Origin of the sequence: Streptomyces sp. NBC_00306 (genome assembly GCF_036169555.1) — a bacterium.
Lineage (GTDB): Bacteria > Actinomycetota > Actinomycetes > Streptomycetales > Streptomycetaceae > Streptomyces > Streptomyces achmelvichensis.
The window spans coordinates 6,269,443-6,287,148 of sequence record NZ_CP108032.1 but is presented as its reverse complement, the minus strand read 5'-3'; the positions used below and the strand labels follow the sequence as shown (position 1 = coordinate 6,287,148).

Genomic DNA, 17,706 nt, shown 5'->3' with positions numbered 1-17,706 from the left:
ATCCTTAACGAGATGACAACGGTGCCATTCGTTATCTAAGTGAAGGCAGGCGCACTGGTCGGCAGAGCGCTGTCAAGAAGGGTCGAATCGCCCATTTCGCTGAGCACCAGAGCCAGTGCGCCAAGCACCTCGGCCCGTCCACCAAGAGCGCCCGGTGCCACCGACAGCTGCCGCGCGGCGCTGGGGATGGCGTACCGGGAGACGGACTCACGAATGGGTCCGAGAACCAATTCTCCGGCCTCCGCGAGGTCCCCGCCCAGTACTACGCGGCTCGGGTTCAGGAGATTGCAGAGATTGGCGACGCCGCTGCCGATGTGGCGGCCCACGTCGGCGACGACCCGGCGGCAGCCGGGGTCGCCCTCCCGGGCCAGCTGGACCACGCGTTCCATGGTCAGATCGACGCCGTGACTGGACTGGAGCAGCGGCAGGACGTAGCGGGCGGCGGCGAACGTCTCGAGGCAGCCGCGGTTGCCGCAGCGGCACACGGGACCGGACTCGTCCAGCGTGATGTGGCCGATCTCCCCGGCCGTGCCGCCCGGCCCGCGGTAGATCTGGCCGTCGATCACCAGACCGGCGCCGACACCGCTGGCGACCTTGATGTACGCGAGGTCCCGCACCCCCCGTCCGCTGCCCCAGACGAGCTCGCCGAGGGCGCCGAGGTTGGCGTCGTTGTCCACGTAGACCGGGACGCCGAGCCGTCCGGAGAGCTCCTCGCTGGGGTTTATCCCCGTCCAGCCCGGCAGGATCGAGGTGGAGCCGAGGGTGCCGGACTCCACGTCGATGGGACCGGGCACACCGAGGCCCACGCCGATCACCTTGTCCGGGCCGATACCGGTCGCCGAGATCAGCCGGTTGACCAGCTGTTCGGCCCGCCCGAAGCCCTGTGCGGAAGAGGCGTCGACGTCGAGCGGTTCCGACTCCTCGGCCAGCACCTGGTGGGCGAGATTGCCGACGGCGACCCGCAGATGCGTATGGCCGAAGTCGACGCCGATGACGATGCCCGCGTCACCGCTGAGGGAGACGCTGCGGGCCCGCCGGCCGCCCGCGGAGGTGGGTGTGACCTCGACGGTGCCGCCGTCTTTCAGTTCGCGAACGATGTTGGAGACCGTGGCCGCGGACAGGCCGGTGCTCCTCGCGATCTCGGCCTGCGTCAGCGAGCCCGCCATGCGGACCGCGCGCACAACCCGTTCGAGGTTGGCCCGGTGCAGAGATGTCTGCGATCCCGGAGTCTCCATTGACTCATCCACTCCTGCCCCCGGTGGGCGGCACGACGGCCGCCCCCGGCCGGAATGCCCGTGAGGCAATCCCGACGTCTCTCCAACTTGTGAACTCTAAGCTGAACGCCCAGGGGGTTATCCCGTCAAGACCTTGAGCGGCGCGAGGGACACCCGCGCACCGTCGCACAGGGCACCGGTACGGCGAATGCCCCGGCGGGAAGGCCCGCCGGGGCACGGCCGTCGCTTCGGCACGGACGGGCTACTTGATCGCGCCGGCCGTCAGTCCCGCCACCACCTGACGCTGGAAGATGATGTACGCGGCAAGCACCGGCAGCATCGCCATCACCAGACCGGCGAACAGTCCGGACCAGTCGCCCTTGTACCCCTGGCTCACGGCCAGCTCCACCAGACCCTGCGAGAGCACCTTGCGGTCCGGGTCCGTGTTGAGCACGGTCGGCAGCATGTACTGGTTCCACTGACCGAGGAAGTTGAAGATGCCGACGCTGATCAGTCCCGGCTTGGCCATCGGCAGCATGACCTGGAAGAAGGTCCGGGTGTGCGACGCGCCGTCGATCATCGCGGCCTCGGCCACCGACGACGGCAGCGTCCGGAAGAACGCGGTCAGGAAGAAGACCGTGAACGGCAGCGAGTAGGCGATGTAGACGAGGATCAGCCCGTGCAGCGTGTTCAGCAGGCTGACGTTGTTCAGCACGTAGAACAGCGGCACCAGCGCCAGCATGATCGGGAAGCTCATCCCTCCGATGAAGAGGAAGTAGATGAAGCGGTTCCCGGGGAAGTCGAAGCGCGCCAGGACGTACGCGGCCATGGAGCCGAACAGCAGCGTGCCGATCAGCGAACCGCCCACGACCAGGATGGTGTTGAGGAAGTAGTCGCTCATGTGCGCCTGGCTCCAGGCGCGCGACCAGTTCTCGAAGTGCAGTGAGTCGGGCAGCGACCACGGCGAGGTGAAGATCGCCCGGTCCGTCTTGAAGGACGTCATCACCGCCCACAGCAGCGGCAGCACGACCATGATCGCCCAGATGACGAGCACGCCGTGCGAGAAGACGTTGAGCACACTGCCCGAGGTCTTCTTGGCGGGGGCGGCGGGCTCCGCCTTCGTCTTCATGACCGGCTGGCGGACCTCGGAGACACCGGCGGGCGGCGCGTCAGTGGATTTCACCGGAAATCACCTCGTGCTGTCGTGCCGGCCACCGCGACCGAGCTGTTTTTCTGCCGGGGGTCCGAGGGCCTGTCCCCGGGATGACGCCGCATCAGTACTCCAGCCGCTCGCGCCGGCCCAGCCGCATCACGACGGCCGCGAAGGCCAGGGTGACGACGAGCAGGGCGACACCGATCGTGGTCGCGTAGGCGGCCTGTCCGTCGCGGAAGGCCGTTTGGTACACGTACAGCGTGAGGACCGTGGTCGAGTAGTCGGGTCCGCCCGGTCCCACGGTCATGATCTGCACGACCGCGAACGACTCCGCGCCCAGGGCGAGGATGCCCATGTAGACCCAGCCGGACTGCACGGTGTCCCACAGCAGCGGAAGGGTGATGCGGAAGAAGGTGGTGAACCGGCTCGCGCCGTCGAGCAGTGCCGCCTCGTAGAAGTCCTTGGGAATGGACGCCATACCGGCGGAGAAGAGGACGACGAAGAATCCGACCGTGCTCCAGACCAGGACCGCCATGACACACCACAGGGCGAGATCGGGGTCGCCGAGCCAGTCCGGCTGGATGCTGTCGAGACCGACGGCCTGGAGAGCGCCGTTGATCGCACCGTCGTTGGGGTTGTACGCGAACTGGAACAGCAGGGCGACAATCGCGATCGACAGCACCTGCGGGAAGAAGTACGCGATTTTGTAGAAGGACGAACCGCGGACACCGGCGATGGCGGCGCCTTTCCGGCGCCGCCCGCCGACATTCAGCATGAACGCGAAGAACAGTGCGAGGCCGAGCGTCACCAGCGGCAGGAGCAGCGCGAACCAGAGGCTGTGCTGCAGCGATTTCCAGAAGATGTCGTCGTCGAGCATTCGACTGTAATTGTCGAAGCCGACCATCTTGAAGTCCGGGCTCAGGCCCGTCCAGTCCGTGAACGAATAGTAGATGGACTGGATGAACGGCCAGATGACGAAGACCGCGTACAAGGCCAAGGGGGCAGCCAAGAAGCCCACGATGAACCGGTACTTGCCGTGTTGCATGGTTACCGACCCCGATCTTCCGGCGAATGCCGCCGCTGGTGACGCCTGCTCACTGGTGCTTGTAGTGCTTGATCGACTGGTCCTTGGCCGCCGCGTCCGCGAAGCCCTGGATCTTCTTGATGGTCTCCGCGGGGGTCGCGCGGCCGGCCATCATCTCACCGAGACCGGCAACGCCGATCTGCTCCTTCTGGAGCTTCACGTACCAGTCCTGGATGCGCGGGTTGACCACGTTGTCGCCGGCCTTCTTCAGCGAGTCGACGCCGGACTGCATGGCTGTCGAGAGCGTCAGACCGTCGGTTCCGCCGTTGAACGCCGTCAGGGACTTCACCGACGCGGTGAAGCTCTTCGACGAGGCCTCGCTGAGCATGATGCGCAGCTGCTCCATACCGCCCTCGGCGTTCTTCGCCTTGGCCGGCACGATGAAGGGCTCGCCGCCGGACGCCCAGATGGTGCCGAACGGCAGCTTGTCGGACGCGTCCAGGCTGGAGGGCGCGGCCACCATCATCTTGAAGTCCTTGGGCGTGGTCTTCGCCGCCTCGTTCTCCACCCAGGAGCCGTTGGGGATGAAGAGCGCCTTGCCCTCGGTCCAGGCCGTCTGGGACTGGATGTGGTCGATGCCGGGCGTGCCCTTGAGGATGTAGCCCTTCTTGTAGAGCTCGTAGTAGGCCTCGAACGCGGCCTTGACCGCGGAGTGCTCCCAGGCCTTCGGCTCCAGGTTGTCGATGGCGTCGAGGACCTCGCGGCCGCCGATCTTGGCGATGAAGGGGTAGAGCGAGAACGGCAGGTAGTACGGGTGCTTGCCCGCGTAGGTCCAGCCGGCGATGCCCTTCTTCTTCGCCTTCGCGCAGAGCGCGAGCATCTCGTCCCAGGTCTCCGGGTACGCGGAGTCGAGCTTCTCGAGGTTGGTCTGCGAGTACCACACGCCGTAGACGGTGTAGGCGTAGTAGAGGATCCAGACCGGCTCGCCGTCGAACTGGCCCATCTCGACGATGCCCGGCCGCAGGGTGTCGCGGACCTTCTTGTTGGGGTCGTCGATGGAGGGCGCGTCGAGCAGCGGGGTGAGGTCGGAGAGCTGCTTCTTGCCGACCAGGACGCCCATGTCCATCTGCTGGGCGCCGGAGTTGTCGATCAGGTCCGGCGGGGTGCCGCCGTTGAAGCGCGGCTGGAGCTCCGACTGGATCTTCTGGGTGGCCCGGTGCTTGACCTTGGGGGCCTTGGGGAAGGCGGCCTCGTACTTCTTCTCGGCGTCCAGTGCGTACTGCTGGCCGAATCCGCCGTCGAAGATGACCACCTCGAGCTGCGCCGTCTCGTTGACGCCGAGCGGGTTCTTGGCGGACTTCTGGCCCTTGTCGACCTTGTCGCTGCTGCCACCGTCGCCGCTCGCGCAGGCGGACAGGAAGCTCATCGTCGGCACGGTCAGCAGGCCGAGTGCGGCAGACCGCTTGATCAGACTACGACGGCCAAGGCCCTCATTGTTGTGGGCGGAGGTGGATCCCATGCTCAAGTCCTCGCCTTCTCCAGGACTCAGGCGGTGTACCGGTCGCCCGTCCATATCGCCACAGGCGAAGGGCCCCGCCACCGCGGTCAGTTGCTGTGTTCTCCCGGGGGGAAAACCAGTGAAGCTCGGGGTCGTGCACGGTTGGCAGCGGGAACGGATCGTGTGGGGACGGTAGTCGATACGCTCGGCCGTCCGCCTCCCCCGTCCCCCCTGGCCCGCTGCCATATAAAACAGGTAGGCGGACGCCGACAGGTATAGTCCACTTCAGGTCAACGGAGCAAGATCGAAAGCAACTTTGGGGGGCAGTCTTTCCCGAGTTGAGACCTCGACGGATACCTGGCCCCCGTGCGCGCCCATATGACCACATCATTTGTTGCGGAACGGTCGAATCCAGCCGCGCCACATCGCCAACACCCTTGACACCGCGTAGCACTTGCCTCCCTACTGGAGCCTGCGCATCGCGCTGACAACGTTGTCCGACGCGGCTTCACCTGGAGGACAGGCCCGTGATGGCCAGACCCAGACTTCGGCAGAGTCCACTCAATGCGGCAGCCCTGGTGGCTGCCGCTTCCCTGCTCGTGGTGACGGGCCAGTCGGCCGCCGTCGCCCAGCCCGCGCCGGCGGCTCCATCCGCCGCGGCAGACCGGGAATTCACGACCTCCTTCGAGGAGGACGAACGCCAGCCCGACTGGCGCAATACCGTAGAAGTCGGCCCGGACGGAAAGAAGCGGTCATCCGGTGTCGACGGCGGCTTCTCCACCGGAATACCGGGCAATATCACCGACAAGGTGATAGAGCTCCGCGCGAGCGGCGAGAACACCGGCGCGGGAGAAACCAAGGAGAACCTGGTCGACCTTCAGCCGGGCACCAAATGGCTGGGATTCGAGCCCACCGCCTGGATCGAGTTCGACACCGACGAGCCGGTCAAGGTCGTCACGTACGCCATGACGTCCGCGAACGACCACGCCGAACGGGACCCGAAGGACTGGACCCTCAAGGGCTCCGCCGACGGCAAGGACTGGAAGGTCCTGGACACCCGCGAGGGCCAGAGCTTCGAGAAGCGCTTCCAGACCAGGACGTACGACATCGGCGCCGCGTCCGAGGTGACGGCCTACGCGCACTACCGGCTGGAGATCACCAAGAACAACGGTGCCTCGGACGCCACCCAGTTGGCCGACGTCCAGTTCTCCAACGGTGACACCAGCGCCCCGACGCCGGACGAGATGCGCAGCCTCGTCGACCGCGGGCCGGCCGGCTCCCCCACCGCCAAGTCGAACGCCGGATTCACCGGAAAGCGTGCCCTGCGTTACGCCGGCAACCACAAGGCGGACGGACGGGCCTACTCGTACAACAAGGTCTTCGACGTCAACACGGCCGTCGGCCGCGACACCGAGCTCTCGTACCGGATCTTCCCCTCCCTCCCGGAGACGGATCTGAACTACCCGGCCACGAACGTGTCGGTGGACCTCGCCTTCACCGACGGCACCTATCTGAGCGATCTGCGGGCCGTGGACGCGCACGGCGGGCTGCTGACCCCGCAGGGCCAGGGGGCCGCCAAGCGGCTGTACGTCAACCAGTGGAACCACGTGGCCTCCCGGATCGGCTCGGTGGCGTCCGGCAAGACCGTCGACCGCGTGCTGGTGGCGTACGACTCCCCCAAGGGCCCGGCGAAGTTCCAGGGCTGGGTCGACGACATCACGCTCGCGCCGAAGGCCCCGGAGAAGCGCCTGGCGCACCTGTCGGACTACGCCTCGACCACGCGCGGCACCAACTCCAGCGGCTCCTTCTCACGCGGCAACACGTTCCCCGCGACCGCCGTGCCGCACGGCTTCAACTTCTGGACCCCGGTCACCAACGCCGAGTCCAAGAGCTGGCTGTACGAGTACTCCCGCGGGAACAACGCGGACAATCTGCCCGCCGTGGAGGCGTTCGCCGCCAGCCACGAGCCCAGCCCCTGGATGGGTGACCGGCAGACGTTCCAGGTGATGCCGTCGGCGCTCGCCGGCACCCCGGACACCGACCGTGACAAGCGGGCGCTGCCCTTCAGGCACGAGAACGAGACCGCGCGTCCGCACTACTACGGCGTCACGTTCGAGAACGGCCTCAAGGCCGAGATGACCCCGACCGACCACGCGGCGATGATGCGGTTCACCTATCCCGGTGACGACGCGAGCATCCTCTTCGACAACGTGACGAAGGAGGGCGGCCTGACCCTCGATGCGGCCACCCGTTCCTTCAGCGGCTACTCGGACGTGAAGAGCGGCCTGTCGACGGGCGCCACCCGGCTCTTCGTCCACGGCGTCTTCGACGCCCCGGTCACCGACTCGGGCGCCACCGGCGTCAGCGGTCACTTCCGGTTCGACGCCGGCAAGGACCGGAGCGTCACACTGCGCCTGGCCACCTCGCTCATCAGCGTCGACCAGGCGAAGAAGAACCTGGCCGACGAACTCCCGGCGAGCAGCCGCTTCGACCGGGTCAAGGACAAGGCGCAGGACGCATGGGACGAGGTGCTCGGCCGGATCGAGGTGGAGGGCGCCAACCGCGACCAGCTGACCACGCTCTACTCCAGCCTGTACCGGCTGTACCTCTACCCGAACTCCGGGTTCGAGAACACCGGCACGAAGTCGCGGCCCAAGCAGCAGTACGCGAGCCCGTTCTCGCCGATGACCGGCCCGGACACCCCCACCCACACCGGCGCGAAGATCGTCGACGGTGAGGTCTACGTCAACAACGGTTTCTGGGACACCTACCGCACCACCTGGCCCGCGTACTCCTTCCTCACTCCGAAGAAGGCGGGCGAGCTGGTGGACGGCTTCGTCCAGCAGTACAAGGACGGCGGCTGGATCTCCCGCTGGTCCTCACCGGGCTACGCGGACCTGATGACCGGCACCAGCTCCGATGTCGCCTTCGCGGACGCGTACGTCAAGGGCGTGGACTTCGACGCCGAGGCGGCGTACGAGGCGGCGCTGAAGAACGCGTCGGTCGTCCCGCCGTCCTCGGGCGTCGGCCGCAAGGGCATGGAGACCTCGCCGTTCCTCGGCTACGCCTCCACCTCGACCCATGAGGGCCTGTCCTGGTCGCTGGAGGGCTACCTGAACGACTACGGCATCGCCTCGATGGGCAAGGCGCTCTACCAGAAGACCAAGAACCCGCGGTACAAGGAGGAGTCGGAGTACTTCCTCAACCGGGCGCGCAACTACGTCTCGCTCTTCGACTCCGAGGCCGGCTTCTTCCAGGGCCGCGATCTCAAGGGCGACTGGCGGGTGCCGAGCGCCTCGTACGACCCGCGGGTGTGGGGCTACGACTACACGGAGACCAACGGCTGGGGCTACGCCTTCACCGCTCCGCAGGACAGCCGGGGCCTGGCGAACCTCTACGGCGGACGTTCCGGGCTCGGCAAGAAGCTCGACACCTACTTCTCGACCCCGGAGACGGCCTCCCCCGAGTTCGTCGGTTCGTACGGCAGCGTCATCCACGAGATGACCGAGGCGCGTGACGTACGGATGGGCATGTACGGCCACTCCAACCAGGTCGCCCACCACGTCACCTACATGTACAACGCGGCCTCGCAGCCCTGGAAGACGCAGGAGAAGGTGCGCGAGGTGCTCTCCCGCCTCTACACCGGCAGCGAGATCGGGCAGGGCTACCACGGCGACGAGGACAACGGCGAGCAGTCGGCCTGGTACCTGTTCTCCTCGCTCGGCTTCTACCCGCTGGTGATGGGCAGTGGTGAGTACGCGATCGGCTCGCCGCTGTTCACCAAGGTGACGGTCCGGATGGACAACGGCCGCAAGCTGGTCGTCAAGGCGCCCAAGAACAGCGCGAAGAACATCTACGTCCAGGGCCTGAAGGTGAACGGCAAGTCCTGGAACTCCACTGCCCTGCCGCACGAACTGATCGCCCGCGGCGGCACCCTGGAGTTCGCGATGGGGCCGAAGCCGTCCGCCTGGGGCAGCGGGAAGAAGGCGGCCCCGGTCTCCATCACCCAGGACGACCAGGCGCCGAAGCCGCGGCACGACGTGATCGAGGGTTCGGGTCCGCTGTTCGACAACTCGTCGGCGACGGAGACGACGCTCGGCACGGTGGAGCTGCCGGTGGCGTCGAAGACGCGGGCGCTCCAGTACACCCTGACCTCCTCGGCCCGCGCCAAGGCGCCGACCGGGTGGGTGCTCCAGGGTTCGAACGACGGGGAGCGCTGGAAGGATCTCGACCAGCGGTCCGGCCAGAAGTTCACCTGGGACAAGCAGACCCGGGCCTTCACCGTCGCGCGGCCCGGTACGTACACCACGTACCGGCTGGTGGCGGTGGGGACACCGACGCTGGCGGAGATCGAGCTGATCTCCTGATCCCGCTCTCCCGATCCGGGAACCGCCCCGGACAGGCGGAAGGGCCGCACCCCCACCGGGGGTGCGGCCCTTCCGTCGTACTGCCGTACTCAGTTGCGGATCAGGTTCCGCAGCACGTACTGCATGATGCCGCCGTTGCGGTAGTAGTCCGCCTCACCGGGGGTGTCGATGCGGACGACCGCGTCGAACTCCACACCCGTGTCGGTGGTGACCTTGACCGTGCGCGGCGTGGAGCCGTTGTTCAGCTCGGTCACGCCGGTGAAGGAGAAGGTCTCCTCGCCGGTCAGACCGAGGGACTCGGCAGTCGCGCCCTCCGGGAACTGGAGCGGCAGGACGCCCATGCCGATGAGGTTCGAGCGGTGGATGCGCTCGTACGACTCGGCGATGACGGCCTTGACGCCGAGGAGTGCGGTGCCCTTGGCGGCCCAGTCACGGGACGAGCCGGAGCCGTACTCCTTGCCCGCCAGGATCACCAGCGGGGTGCCCTGCTCGATGTAGTTGCGCGAGGCGTCGTAGATGAACGACACCGGAGCGCCGTCCTGCGTGAAGTCGCGGGTGTAGCCGCCCTCGGTGCCCGGCGCGATCTGGTTGCGCAGGCGGATGTTGGCGAACGTGCCGCGGATCATGACCTCGTGGTTGCCTCGGCGCGAGCCGTAGGAGTTGAAGTCCCGGCGCTCGACGCCGTGCTCCGTGAGGTACTTGCCGGCCGGGGTGTCGGCCTTGATGGCACCCGCCGGGGAGATGTGGTCGGTGGTGACCGAGTCGCCGAGCTTGGCGAGCACCCGGGCGCCGGTGATGTCCTCGACCGGGGTGGTCTCCATGGTCATGCCCTCGAAGTACGGGGGCTTGCGCACGTAGGTGGACTGCGGGTCCCACTCGAAGGTGTTGCCGGTCGGGATCGGCAGCGCCTGCCACTGGGCGTCGCCCGCGAAGACGTCCTGGTAGGACTTGTTGAACATGTCCTCGCCGATGGCGTTCGCCACGACGTCGTTGACCTCGGCCTCGGTCGGCCAGATGTCCTCGAGGAACACCGGCTTGCCGTCCTGGTCGATGCCGAGGGCGTCCTTCGTGATGTCGACCTTCATCGAACCGGCGAGGGCGTACGCGACGACCAGCGGCGGGGACGCCAGGTAGTTCATCTTGACGTCGGGGTTGATCCGGCCCTCGAAGTTGCGGTTGCCCGAGAGCACCGAGGTGACCGCGAGGTCGTGGTCGTTGACGGCCTTGGAGACCTCGTCCGGCAGCGGGCCGGAGTTGCCGATGCAGGTGGTGCAGCCGTAACCGACCAGGTTGAAGCCGACCTTGTCGAGGTAGGGGGTCAGGCCCGCCTTGTCGAAGTAGTCGGTGACGACCTTGGAGCCCGGGGCGAGCGTGGTCTTGACCCACGGCTTGCGGGTCAGGCCCTTCTCGACCGCCTTCTTCGCCACCAGCGCGGCGGCGACCATGACGTACGGGTTCGAGGTGTTGGTGCACGAGGTGATCGCGGCGACGGTGACGGCGCCGTGGTCGATCTCGTAGGTCGAGCCGTCGGGGGCCGTGACGGTCGTCGGACGCGACGGCACGCCGTTGGTGGAGGCCGGGGCGTCGGAGGCCGGGAAGGACTCCTTGCCCGCCTCGTCGTCGTCCTCGACGTAGTTGCGTACGTCGAGCGCGAACTGCTGGGAGGCGCCTGCGAGGACGATGCGGTCCTGCGGACGCTTCGGGCCGGCGATGGAGGGGACGACCGTGGAGAGGTCGAGCTCCAGCTTCTCGGAGAAGTCGGGCTCGGCGGCCGGGTCGAGCCAGAGGCCCTGCTCCTTGGCGTACGCCTCGACGAGCGCGACCTGCTGGGCGTCGCGGCCCGTCAGACGCAGGTACTTCAGGGTCTCGTCGTCGATCGGGAAGATCGCGGCGGTGGAGCCGAACTCCGGCGACATGTTGCCGATGGTGGCGCGGTTCGCGAGAGAGGTGGCGGCGACGCCCTCACCGTAGAACTCGACGAACTTGCCGACGACGCCGTGCTTGCGCAGCATCTCGGTGATCGTGAGGACCAGGTCGGTGGCGGTGGTGCCGGCCGGCAGCTCGCCGGTCAGCTTGAAGCCGACGACGCGCGGGATGAGCATCGAGACGGGCTGGCCCAGCATCGCGGCCTCGGCCTCGATGCCACCGACGCCCCAGCCCAGCACGCCCAGGCCGTTGACCATGGTGGTGTGCGAGTCGGTGCCGACGAGGGTGTCGGGGTAGGCCTGGCCGCCTCGGACCATGACCGTACGAGCGAGGTGCTCGATGTTGACCTGGTGCACGATGCCGGTGCCCGGCGGGACGACCTTGAAGTCGTCGAACGCGGTCTGACCCCAGCGCAGGAACTGGTAGCGCTCCTTGTTGCGGCCGTACTCCAGCTCCACGTTCTGGCCGAAGGCCTCCGCGGTGCCGAACTTGTCGGCGATGACGGAGTGGTCGATGACCAGCTCGGCCGGGGAGAGCGGGTTGACCTTCGCCGGGTCGCCGCCGAGCTCCTTGACGGCCTCACGCATGGTGGCGAGGTCGACGACACAGGGCACACCGGTGAAGTCCTGCATGATCACACGGGCCGGCGTGAACTGGATCTCCTGGCTCGGCTGCGCCTGGGAGTCCCAGTTGCCGATGGAGCGGATGTGGTCGGCGGTGATGTTCGCGCCGTCCTCGGTGCGGAGCAGGTTCTCCAGCAGCACCTTCAGGCTGTAAGGGAGGCGGGCGGCCCCCTCGACCTTGTCCAGCCTGAAGATCTCGTACGACTCGTCGCCCACGCGCAGCGTGCTGCGGGCGTCGAAGCTGTTCGCCGACACGACAGTCTCCTTCATCAATGTGCGCGTACTACGTCCATGCTGCCGCCACGGCTCCTCGCCGATCCGCTAAGGTAAGGCTTAGTTAGGTAACCCTTACCGGTGGCGGCTGCGGTACGCCTTCGGCAGATATCTCGATGTCGAGATAACTCTAGTACATGACCGCGGATCGGTCATGCCTGGACTCAGGTGACGGACCTCATGCCCCGGACGGATATCGGCGGGCGAACCGGGTCATTTCTGCCGACGGGGATGCGCGGAGAGCGCCCCGGGCGGGGCGGCACGTATGGGCTGCGCGCGCCCGCGGAGAGCAGGCCGCGGAGAGCGGGCCGCGGCGAGCGGGCAGTCGCGGGCCGGCCGCTGCACGGCACCCGGCGCCGCGCGCGACCACGCGTCAGCGCACCCCGGAGTGAAGGCGGCGACCGCGAACTGGGCCGGCGACGCCCGGCGAGCGCGCCGCGGGTTGCGCCGCCGGCGCCGTGCACCGACCTCGCCCGGCGCCTTCACGACCGGCCGACCCGACCACGGCGGCCACGGCCGAACGGAACGGCAGCCCGGGACACGCTCGGCGACCGAACCTCTCGACGCCCCGAACTGTCCCCGGATGGGCAACATCACCCGTTTGCTAACGATTCGTCACTCCGACAGGCCCCTTTGCGCGATCGCATCTCATATCTGAGATAGCGTGCCCCCATGGCAGACGACTACCTCGTACGCATCGGCAAGCTCATCCGTGACGCCCGGCAGCACCGGGGCTGGACACAGACACAGCTCGCGGAGGCACTCGGCACCAGCCAGAGCGCTGTGAACCGCATCGAGCGCGGCAATCAGAACATCAGCCTTGAGATGATCGCTCGCATCGGCGAGGCGCTCGACAGCGAGATCGTGTCCCTCGGCTATGCCGGGCCCATGCATCTGCGGGTGGTCGGCGGACGCCGGCTCTCCGGCGCCATCGACGTCAAGACGAGCAAGAACGCCTGTGTGGCGCTGCTGTGCGGCTCCCTGCTCAACAAGGGCCGCACCGTGCTGCGCCGCGTGGCCCGCATCGAAGAGGTCTTCCGCCTGCTGGAGGTGCTCAACTCCATCGGTGTACGCACCCGTTGGATCAACGAGGGCCTGGACCTGGAGATCGTGCCGCCCGCCGAGCTCGACATGGACGCCATCGACGCCGAGGCCGCCCGGCGGACCCGGTCGATCATCATGTTCCTGGGCCCGCTGCTGCACAAGATGGACGCCTTCAAGCTCCCGTACGCGGGTGGCTGCGACCTCGGTACCCGCACGATCGAGCCGCACATGATCGCGCTGCGCCGCTTCGGTCTCGACATCACCGCGACGGAAGGGCTGTACCACGCGGAGGTGGAGCGGGCGACGACGCCGGACCGGCCGATCGTGCTGACCGAGCGCGGCGACACGGTGACCGAGAACGCGCTGCTGGCCGCGGCCCGGCACGACGGTGTGACCGTCATCCGCAACGCCTCCTCCAACTACATGGTCCAGGACCTGTGCTTCTTCCTGGAGGCGCTCGGCGTACGGGTGGAGGGCGTCGGCACCACGACGCTCACCGTGCACGGCATCCCGACCATCGACGTGGACGTCGACTACTCCCCCTCCGAGGACCCGGTCGAGGCGATGAGCCTGCTGGCCGCCGCCGTCGTCACGGAGTCCGAACTCACCATCCGGCGCGTCCCGATCGAGTTCCTGGAGATCGAGCTCGCGGTGCTGGAGGAGATGGGCCTGGACCACGACCGCACGGCGGAGTACGCGGCGGACAACGGCCGCACCCGGCTGGTGGACCTGACGGTGCGTCCCTCGAAGCTGGAGGCGCCGATCGACAAGATCCACCCGATGCCGTTCCCGGGCCTGAACATCGACAACGTCCCGTTCTTCGCGGCGATCGCGGCGGTGGCTCAGGGCAAGACGCTGATCCACGACTGGGTCTACGACAACCGGGCGATCTACCTGACCGACCTCAACCGCCTCGGCGGCCGCCTCCAGCTCCTGGACCCCCACCGCGTCCTGGTCGAGGGCCCGACCCGCTGGCGCGCGGCGGAGATGATGTGCCCGCCGGCCCTGCGCCCGGCGGTGGTGGTGCTGCTGGCGATGATGGCGGCGGAAGGAACGTCGGTTCTGCGCAACGTGTATGTGATCAACCGGGGTTACGAGGAGCTGGCGGAGCGGCTGAACTCGGTGGGGGCGCAGATCGAGATCTTCCGGGACATCTGAGCCCGCCGCGAAGTAAGGCCCGTCGCACCCTCCCTGCCCTGCGCCGATGCAGGGCTGGAAGGGGTGCGGCGACGTCTCTGGGACTTCTCTGGGACATTGGGCCGGGACCCGGTAGCACGGTGGCCTTGATCGATGAGTACCGACAAGGGCTGCCAGCAGCCGTCTGCACACCTTCATGACATGCATCTCACCCGGATCAGCAGAAGGAATGCGCCCTCAGGAATCGCCATCGCCGTCAAGACGATTCGGCAGCCACCTCGACGCCTGTTCGCGACTGACACGGTCCGTGTCCACGTACCACTGACGCCGTTGGCCGTCCCACCGCGCGCCGAGCAACCGCTTCGCCTCGTCCTTCTCGGCATACGGAACGTTCAGATAGAGCCGGGTTCCGCCCCGCGTCGCGGCCGGGCCGTCCGAAGGAGAAGAGGCCCTTGGATTCCACGCGGCGCGCTCCTTGCGTGCTCGCTCGATCACATGCCCCACACGCTGGCATGCGGCGGGGTCCGTGAGGCGCATCATCAGGTCCGTCGGGCCGGAGTTCGCCAGCAGGTTGAGCGAACCGTGCCACAGCACGGAGGCATCGAGAATGAGCACCTTCTCGTGCATACGGTCACGGAACTCCACCTGACATCCGGCTGCTCGCAGTTCCTGGACGAGTCCGCGGACGCGTTCCACGGCCGCGTCCGAGGACTGCTCCTCGGGCGGACGGGTGCGAACAGTGACAGTGACACCGTCCGCCACTCGCTTGGCCAGTTGCGTGGACCACGCCCGCACAGGTCGTGGATCGAGGAAGGGGCAGTAGACCTCGATGCTGCGCATGGCCCGGCCGATGTCCCAGCTCACGGCACGAGGCACCTCGTCGGCCGGGAAGAACGCCGGCCGGGAGAGTTCCTCCTCAGTGAGCGAGGCGAGTTGTGCCGCCTCGCGTACGGGGATGAGCTGGTCGACGGAGATGCACTGGGCGTGCGCTTCGAGATGGTCGAGCATCCGACGCGCTTCGCTGGTCGCGGACAGATGCTGCCGGAGATGTTCGACGTCGGCGATGACTATGAGGTGGTCCTGGGCGCGGCTGAGCGCGACGTTCAGCAGACGACAGGTGTTCGAGGACAGTCCGGTGCCCTGGAAGAAGTAGCCGGGCTGGGTTCCGGCCCCAGCCGTCGTGTCGAGGATGACGATGGGTCGCTGGCTGCCCTGGAAGCGGTGCACGGTGTCGACCAGACCCTCGAACTGTTCCCCGAATCGCCAGCCGAGGCTGCTCTTGAGCGCCTGGACCTGCTTTCTGTACGGGGCGATCACAGCAAGGCGGTCGGTGGCCCTTTCCCCGACCGGTACGTCGTCCCACTTACGGCCGGGCAGCACGCCCTCGTACTGGAGTCCGCGGACGAGTTCGTGGACGGCGGCCTCGTGAACGGTGTTGGTCTGGTGGTCGCGACCACGGATACGTTGGCGCGAGGTGTCAACGAGGATCAGTGGCGCGTCGACCAAGGCGTTGAACGGGATCCGAGAATCGTCATCGCGCCCCGTCTTCAGCGGTGCGTCCGGGTACGCGACGGTGTTGACGAGATCGCAGATCGCTCTGCGCATGCGGTACTGGGTCTCGAGTGCGACGAGCCGCGCATCCGGCAGCACCGACCCACCCGCACTCACCACACCGGCACTGGAGAACACGTCCCGGGCTGTCCATTGCCGGGCGTGCTCACGCTCGGCATCCGATGCTTTCCGGTCGCCGTCGGCCTTCGTCACCGCCGGCAGTTGACGGAAGTCACCAGCGAACACGATCCGCTTCCCTGCCAGTCCGGCGGCGTACCAAGCGGCTGGCAGGTTGACCATCCCGGCCTCGTCGACGACGACCACGTCGACTCGGTCGAGGAGTTTGCGCACCTGCACGCCCATGGCCACGGTCGCTCCGAGGACGCGGCACTTCGAGCGTACGGTCTCCTTGATCTTCCGGCGCTGCGCTTCCAGTTCGCCGATCTGCTGCTGGATGTGCTCGGCCTGGGACAGCAAGGCCGCACGGGCGGGCAGCCCGACGAGCCTCGGCTGTTCGACCGTGATCGCCTTGTCCAGTCTGTCGGCCTCGGCCGCGGCCCGGCGGAGGTCGCGGTCCGCCGCTGCCAGCCCCGTCGACGCCTGCTGGACGTCAATGCGGGCTTGGTGGAGAGCGGCCTGGGCCTTGTCGAGCTGCGCCTGCTTGCGACCGGCGAAGATGCCGCTCGGGGCTCCTGTCTTCCTGATCAGTTCTTCCTGGGCGGCGATCACGGATCGTGCGCCGTTCTGGGCCTGAAGGTGGTTCATCCGTCTGGTGCCCGCATCGTTCTGAACCCGCCGAGCAGCCGCGAGGTCCGTACCGAGACCGTCCACTCTGTCATGGACGGCGATGCCCTCTTGGGTGTGCCGCAAGGACGTGCCGAGCTGTACGAGGGACTCGTCCAGGTGAGCGCTCAGCCGGCCGCCGATCCGTTCGGCGTCGACATGGTCCCCGTACCGGTCCCGCAGAGAGGCCCCGGCAATGGTCCCGGCGCGCTGGACGAGCCCGCCGTCGAACCCGTCCTCGTTCGAGAGCAGCTCACATATGCGTTCCAGAGCCTGGTCCACGGCGACGTTGGTGGGAGCCAGGAAGAGCACTGAGTGCCCTTGGCGGTAGCACCCTTCGACGATGTGCCCGACCACATCGGTCTTGCCCGTCCCGGGCGGTCCCCACAGGAACAACACGTCACAGTCGAGGGCTTGGGCCACCGCCTGGCGCTGACGAGGGTTGAGCTTGAGTGACGCCCAGTTCGCGACCCATTGGGCGGTGGTTCCTGCACCTTTCCCCGGCCGCGGGTCGCCCTGTCCGAGAGCCCAGGCCGCGTGATCCGTCTGGACGGGGTGATTCGGCTGCCCCACCGTCTCCAGCCGTTCCACGAGAACGCGCCAGGTGGCCGCGTCGTCCTCCCGGATCTGCACATGAGAGGGGGTCGCTCCGAGGTCCGCCCCGGTCACGACACGCACCTTGCCCTCGGGCATGCGCGACACCGCGGCAGGCGTCCACTCCCCCGTCGACCTCGACATGCGCACCAGCGCTGCCTTGCCGTCGAGGGCGTCCAGCCACCGCTTGCAGTCGAAGAGGTACTCATGCTTGCCGTCGGCGGTGGACACCCTGCGCCCGGCCGAGAGCGATACCTTGCCGCCGTCCTTGCCGTCGCTGCGCAGCTCCGCTGCGACCTCCAATCGCGCGGCCGTGAGCAGTTCCTTGACCGGATACGGCAATCCCGCGGCCTCGTTCAACCCCGCCCCCCGTAGCCCCACAGACCTGGCCCTCTCATGAGACCTGCGCCGAAAAGGATGACGGTAAGCACGGGGAACAGAGGAGCGAGCTTTTCCGGCCACACCAGTCCGAAGCAGCGTGTTGACAGCGTCAACAGGATGGTGTGATGCTCGTCAACA

General features: G+C 67.5%; 8 protein-coding genes. 2 read left to right on the top strand and 6 right to left on the bottom strand.

Going from position 1 to position 17,706, the window contains the following annotated elements:
* Positions 1–35: 35 nt before the first annotated feature.
* From OHA05_RS27965 to ngcE, 4 genes are all read right to left on the bottom strand, one after another.
* Positions 36–1,235 (bottom strand): ROK family transcriptional regulator, encoded by a 1,200-nt coding sequence (locus OHA05_RS27965; RefSeq protein WP_313943545.1) that lies wholly within the window; start codon positions 1,233–1,235, stop codon positions 36–38.
* Positions 1,236–1,476: 241 nt separating this feature from the next.
* Positions 1,477–2,343, bottom strand: a complete 867-nt coding sequence (locus tag OHA05_RS27960; RefSeq protein WP_313948827.1) for a carbohydrate ABC transporter permease — start codon at positions 2,341–2,343, stop codon at positions 1,477–1,479.
* A 145-nt stretch (positions 2,344–2,488) separates the two neighbouring features.
* Positions 2,489–3,412 (bottom strand): carbohydrate ABC transporter permease, encoded by a 924-nt coding sequence (locus tag OHA05_RS27955; protein ID WP_313943546.1) that lies wholly within the window; start codon positions 3,410–3,412, stop codon positions 2,489–2,491.
* Positions 3,413–3,461: 49 nt separating this feature from the next.
* Complete coding sequence (ngcE, locus tag OHA05_RS27950; RefSeq protein ID WP_313943547.1) at positions 3,462–4,910, bottom strand: N-acetylglucosamine/diacetylchitobiose ABC transporter substrate-binding protein; 1,449 nt, start codon at positions 4,908–4,910, stop codon at positions 3,462–3,464.
* A 509-nt stretch (positions 4,911–5,419) separates the two neighbouring features.
* Here ngcE and OHA05_RS27945 point away from each other — a divergent pair.
* A complete protein-coding gene (locus OHA05_RS27945) occupies positions 5,420–9,256 on the top strand; it encodes a GH92 family glycosyl hydrolase (protein ID WP_328862030.1) in 3,837 nt (1,278 codons plus the stop codon).
* Between the two features lie 89 nt (positions 9,257–9,345).
* Here the strand turns inward: OHA05_RS27945 and acnA are convergent, their stop codons facing one another.
* Positions 9,346–12,060: an aconitate hydratase AcnA gene (gene acnA, locus OHA05_RS27940; protein WP_313943549.1), complete on the bottom strand. Its 2,715-nt coding sequence runs from the start codon at positions 12,058–12,060 to the stop codon at positions 9,346–9,348.
* 690 nt (positions 12,061–12,750) lie between these two features.
* On the opposite strand from acnA, the gene OHA05_RS27935 reads away from it, so the two are divergent.
* Positions 12,751–14,280 (top strand): helix-turn-helix domain-containing protein, encoded by a 1,530-nt coding sequence (locus tag OHA05_RS27935; RefSeq protein ID WP_313943550.1) that lies wholly within the window; start codon positions 12,751–12,753, stop codon positions 14,278–14,280.
* Positions 14,281–14,496: 216 nt separating this feature from the next.
* Here the strand turns inward: OHA05_RS27935 and OHA05_RS27930 are convergent, their stop codons facing one another.
* Entirely contained in the window at positions 14,497–17,547 is a 3,051-nt protein-coding gene (locus OHA05_RS27930; protein ID WP_328862029.1) for an AAA domain-containing protein, read from the bottom strand.
* Positions 17,548–17,706: the final 159 nt, after the last annotated feature.

What these genes read in the sequence shown, in the direction of transcription:
- OHA05_RS27965 (WP_313943545.1), bottom strand. Translation starts at nt 1,235, where the DNA reads ATGGAGACTCCGGGATCGCAGACATCTCTGCACCGGGCCAACCTCGAA.
- OHA05_RS27960 (WP_313948827.1), bottom strand. Translation starts at nt 2,343, where the DNA reads ATGAAGACGAAGGCGGAGCCCGCCGCCCCCGCCAAGAAGACCTCGGGC.
- OHA05_RS27955 (WP_313943546.1), bottom strand. Translation starts at nt 3,412, where the DNA reads ATGCAACACGGCAAGTACCGGTTCATCGTGGGCTTCTTGGCTGCCCCC.
- ngcE (WP_313943547.1), bottom strand. Translation starts at nt 4,910, where the DNA reads ATGGGATCCACCTCCGCCCACAACAATGAGGGCCTTGGCCGTCGTAGT.
- OHA05_RS27945 (WP_328862030.1), top strand. Translation starts at nt 5,420, where the DNA reads ATGGCCAGACCCAGACTTCGGCAGAGTCCACTCAATGCGGCAGCCCTG.
- OHA05_RS27935 (WP_313943550.1), top strand. Translation starts at nt 12,751, where the DNA reads ATGGCAGACGACTACCTCGTACGCATCGGCAAGCTCATCCGTGACGCC.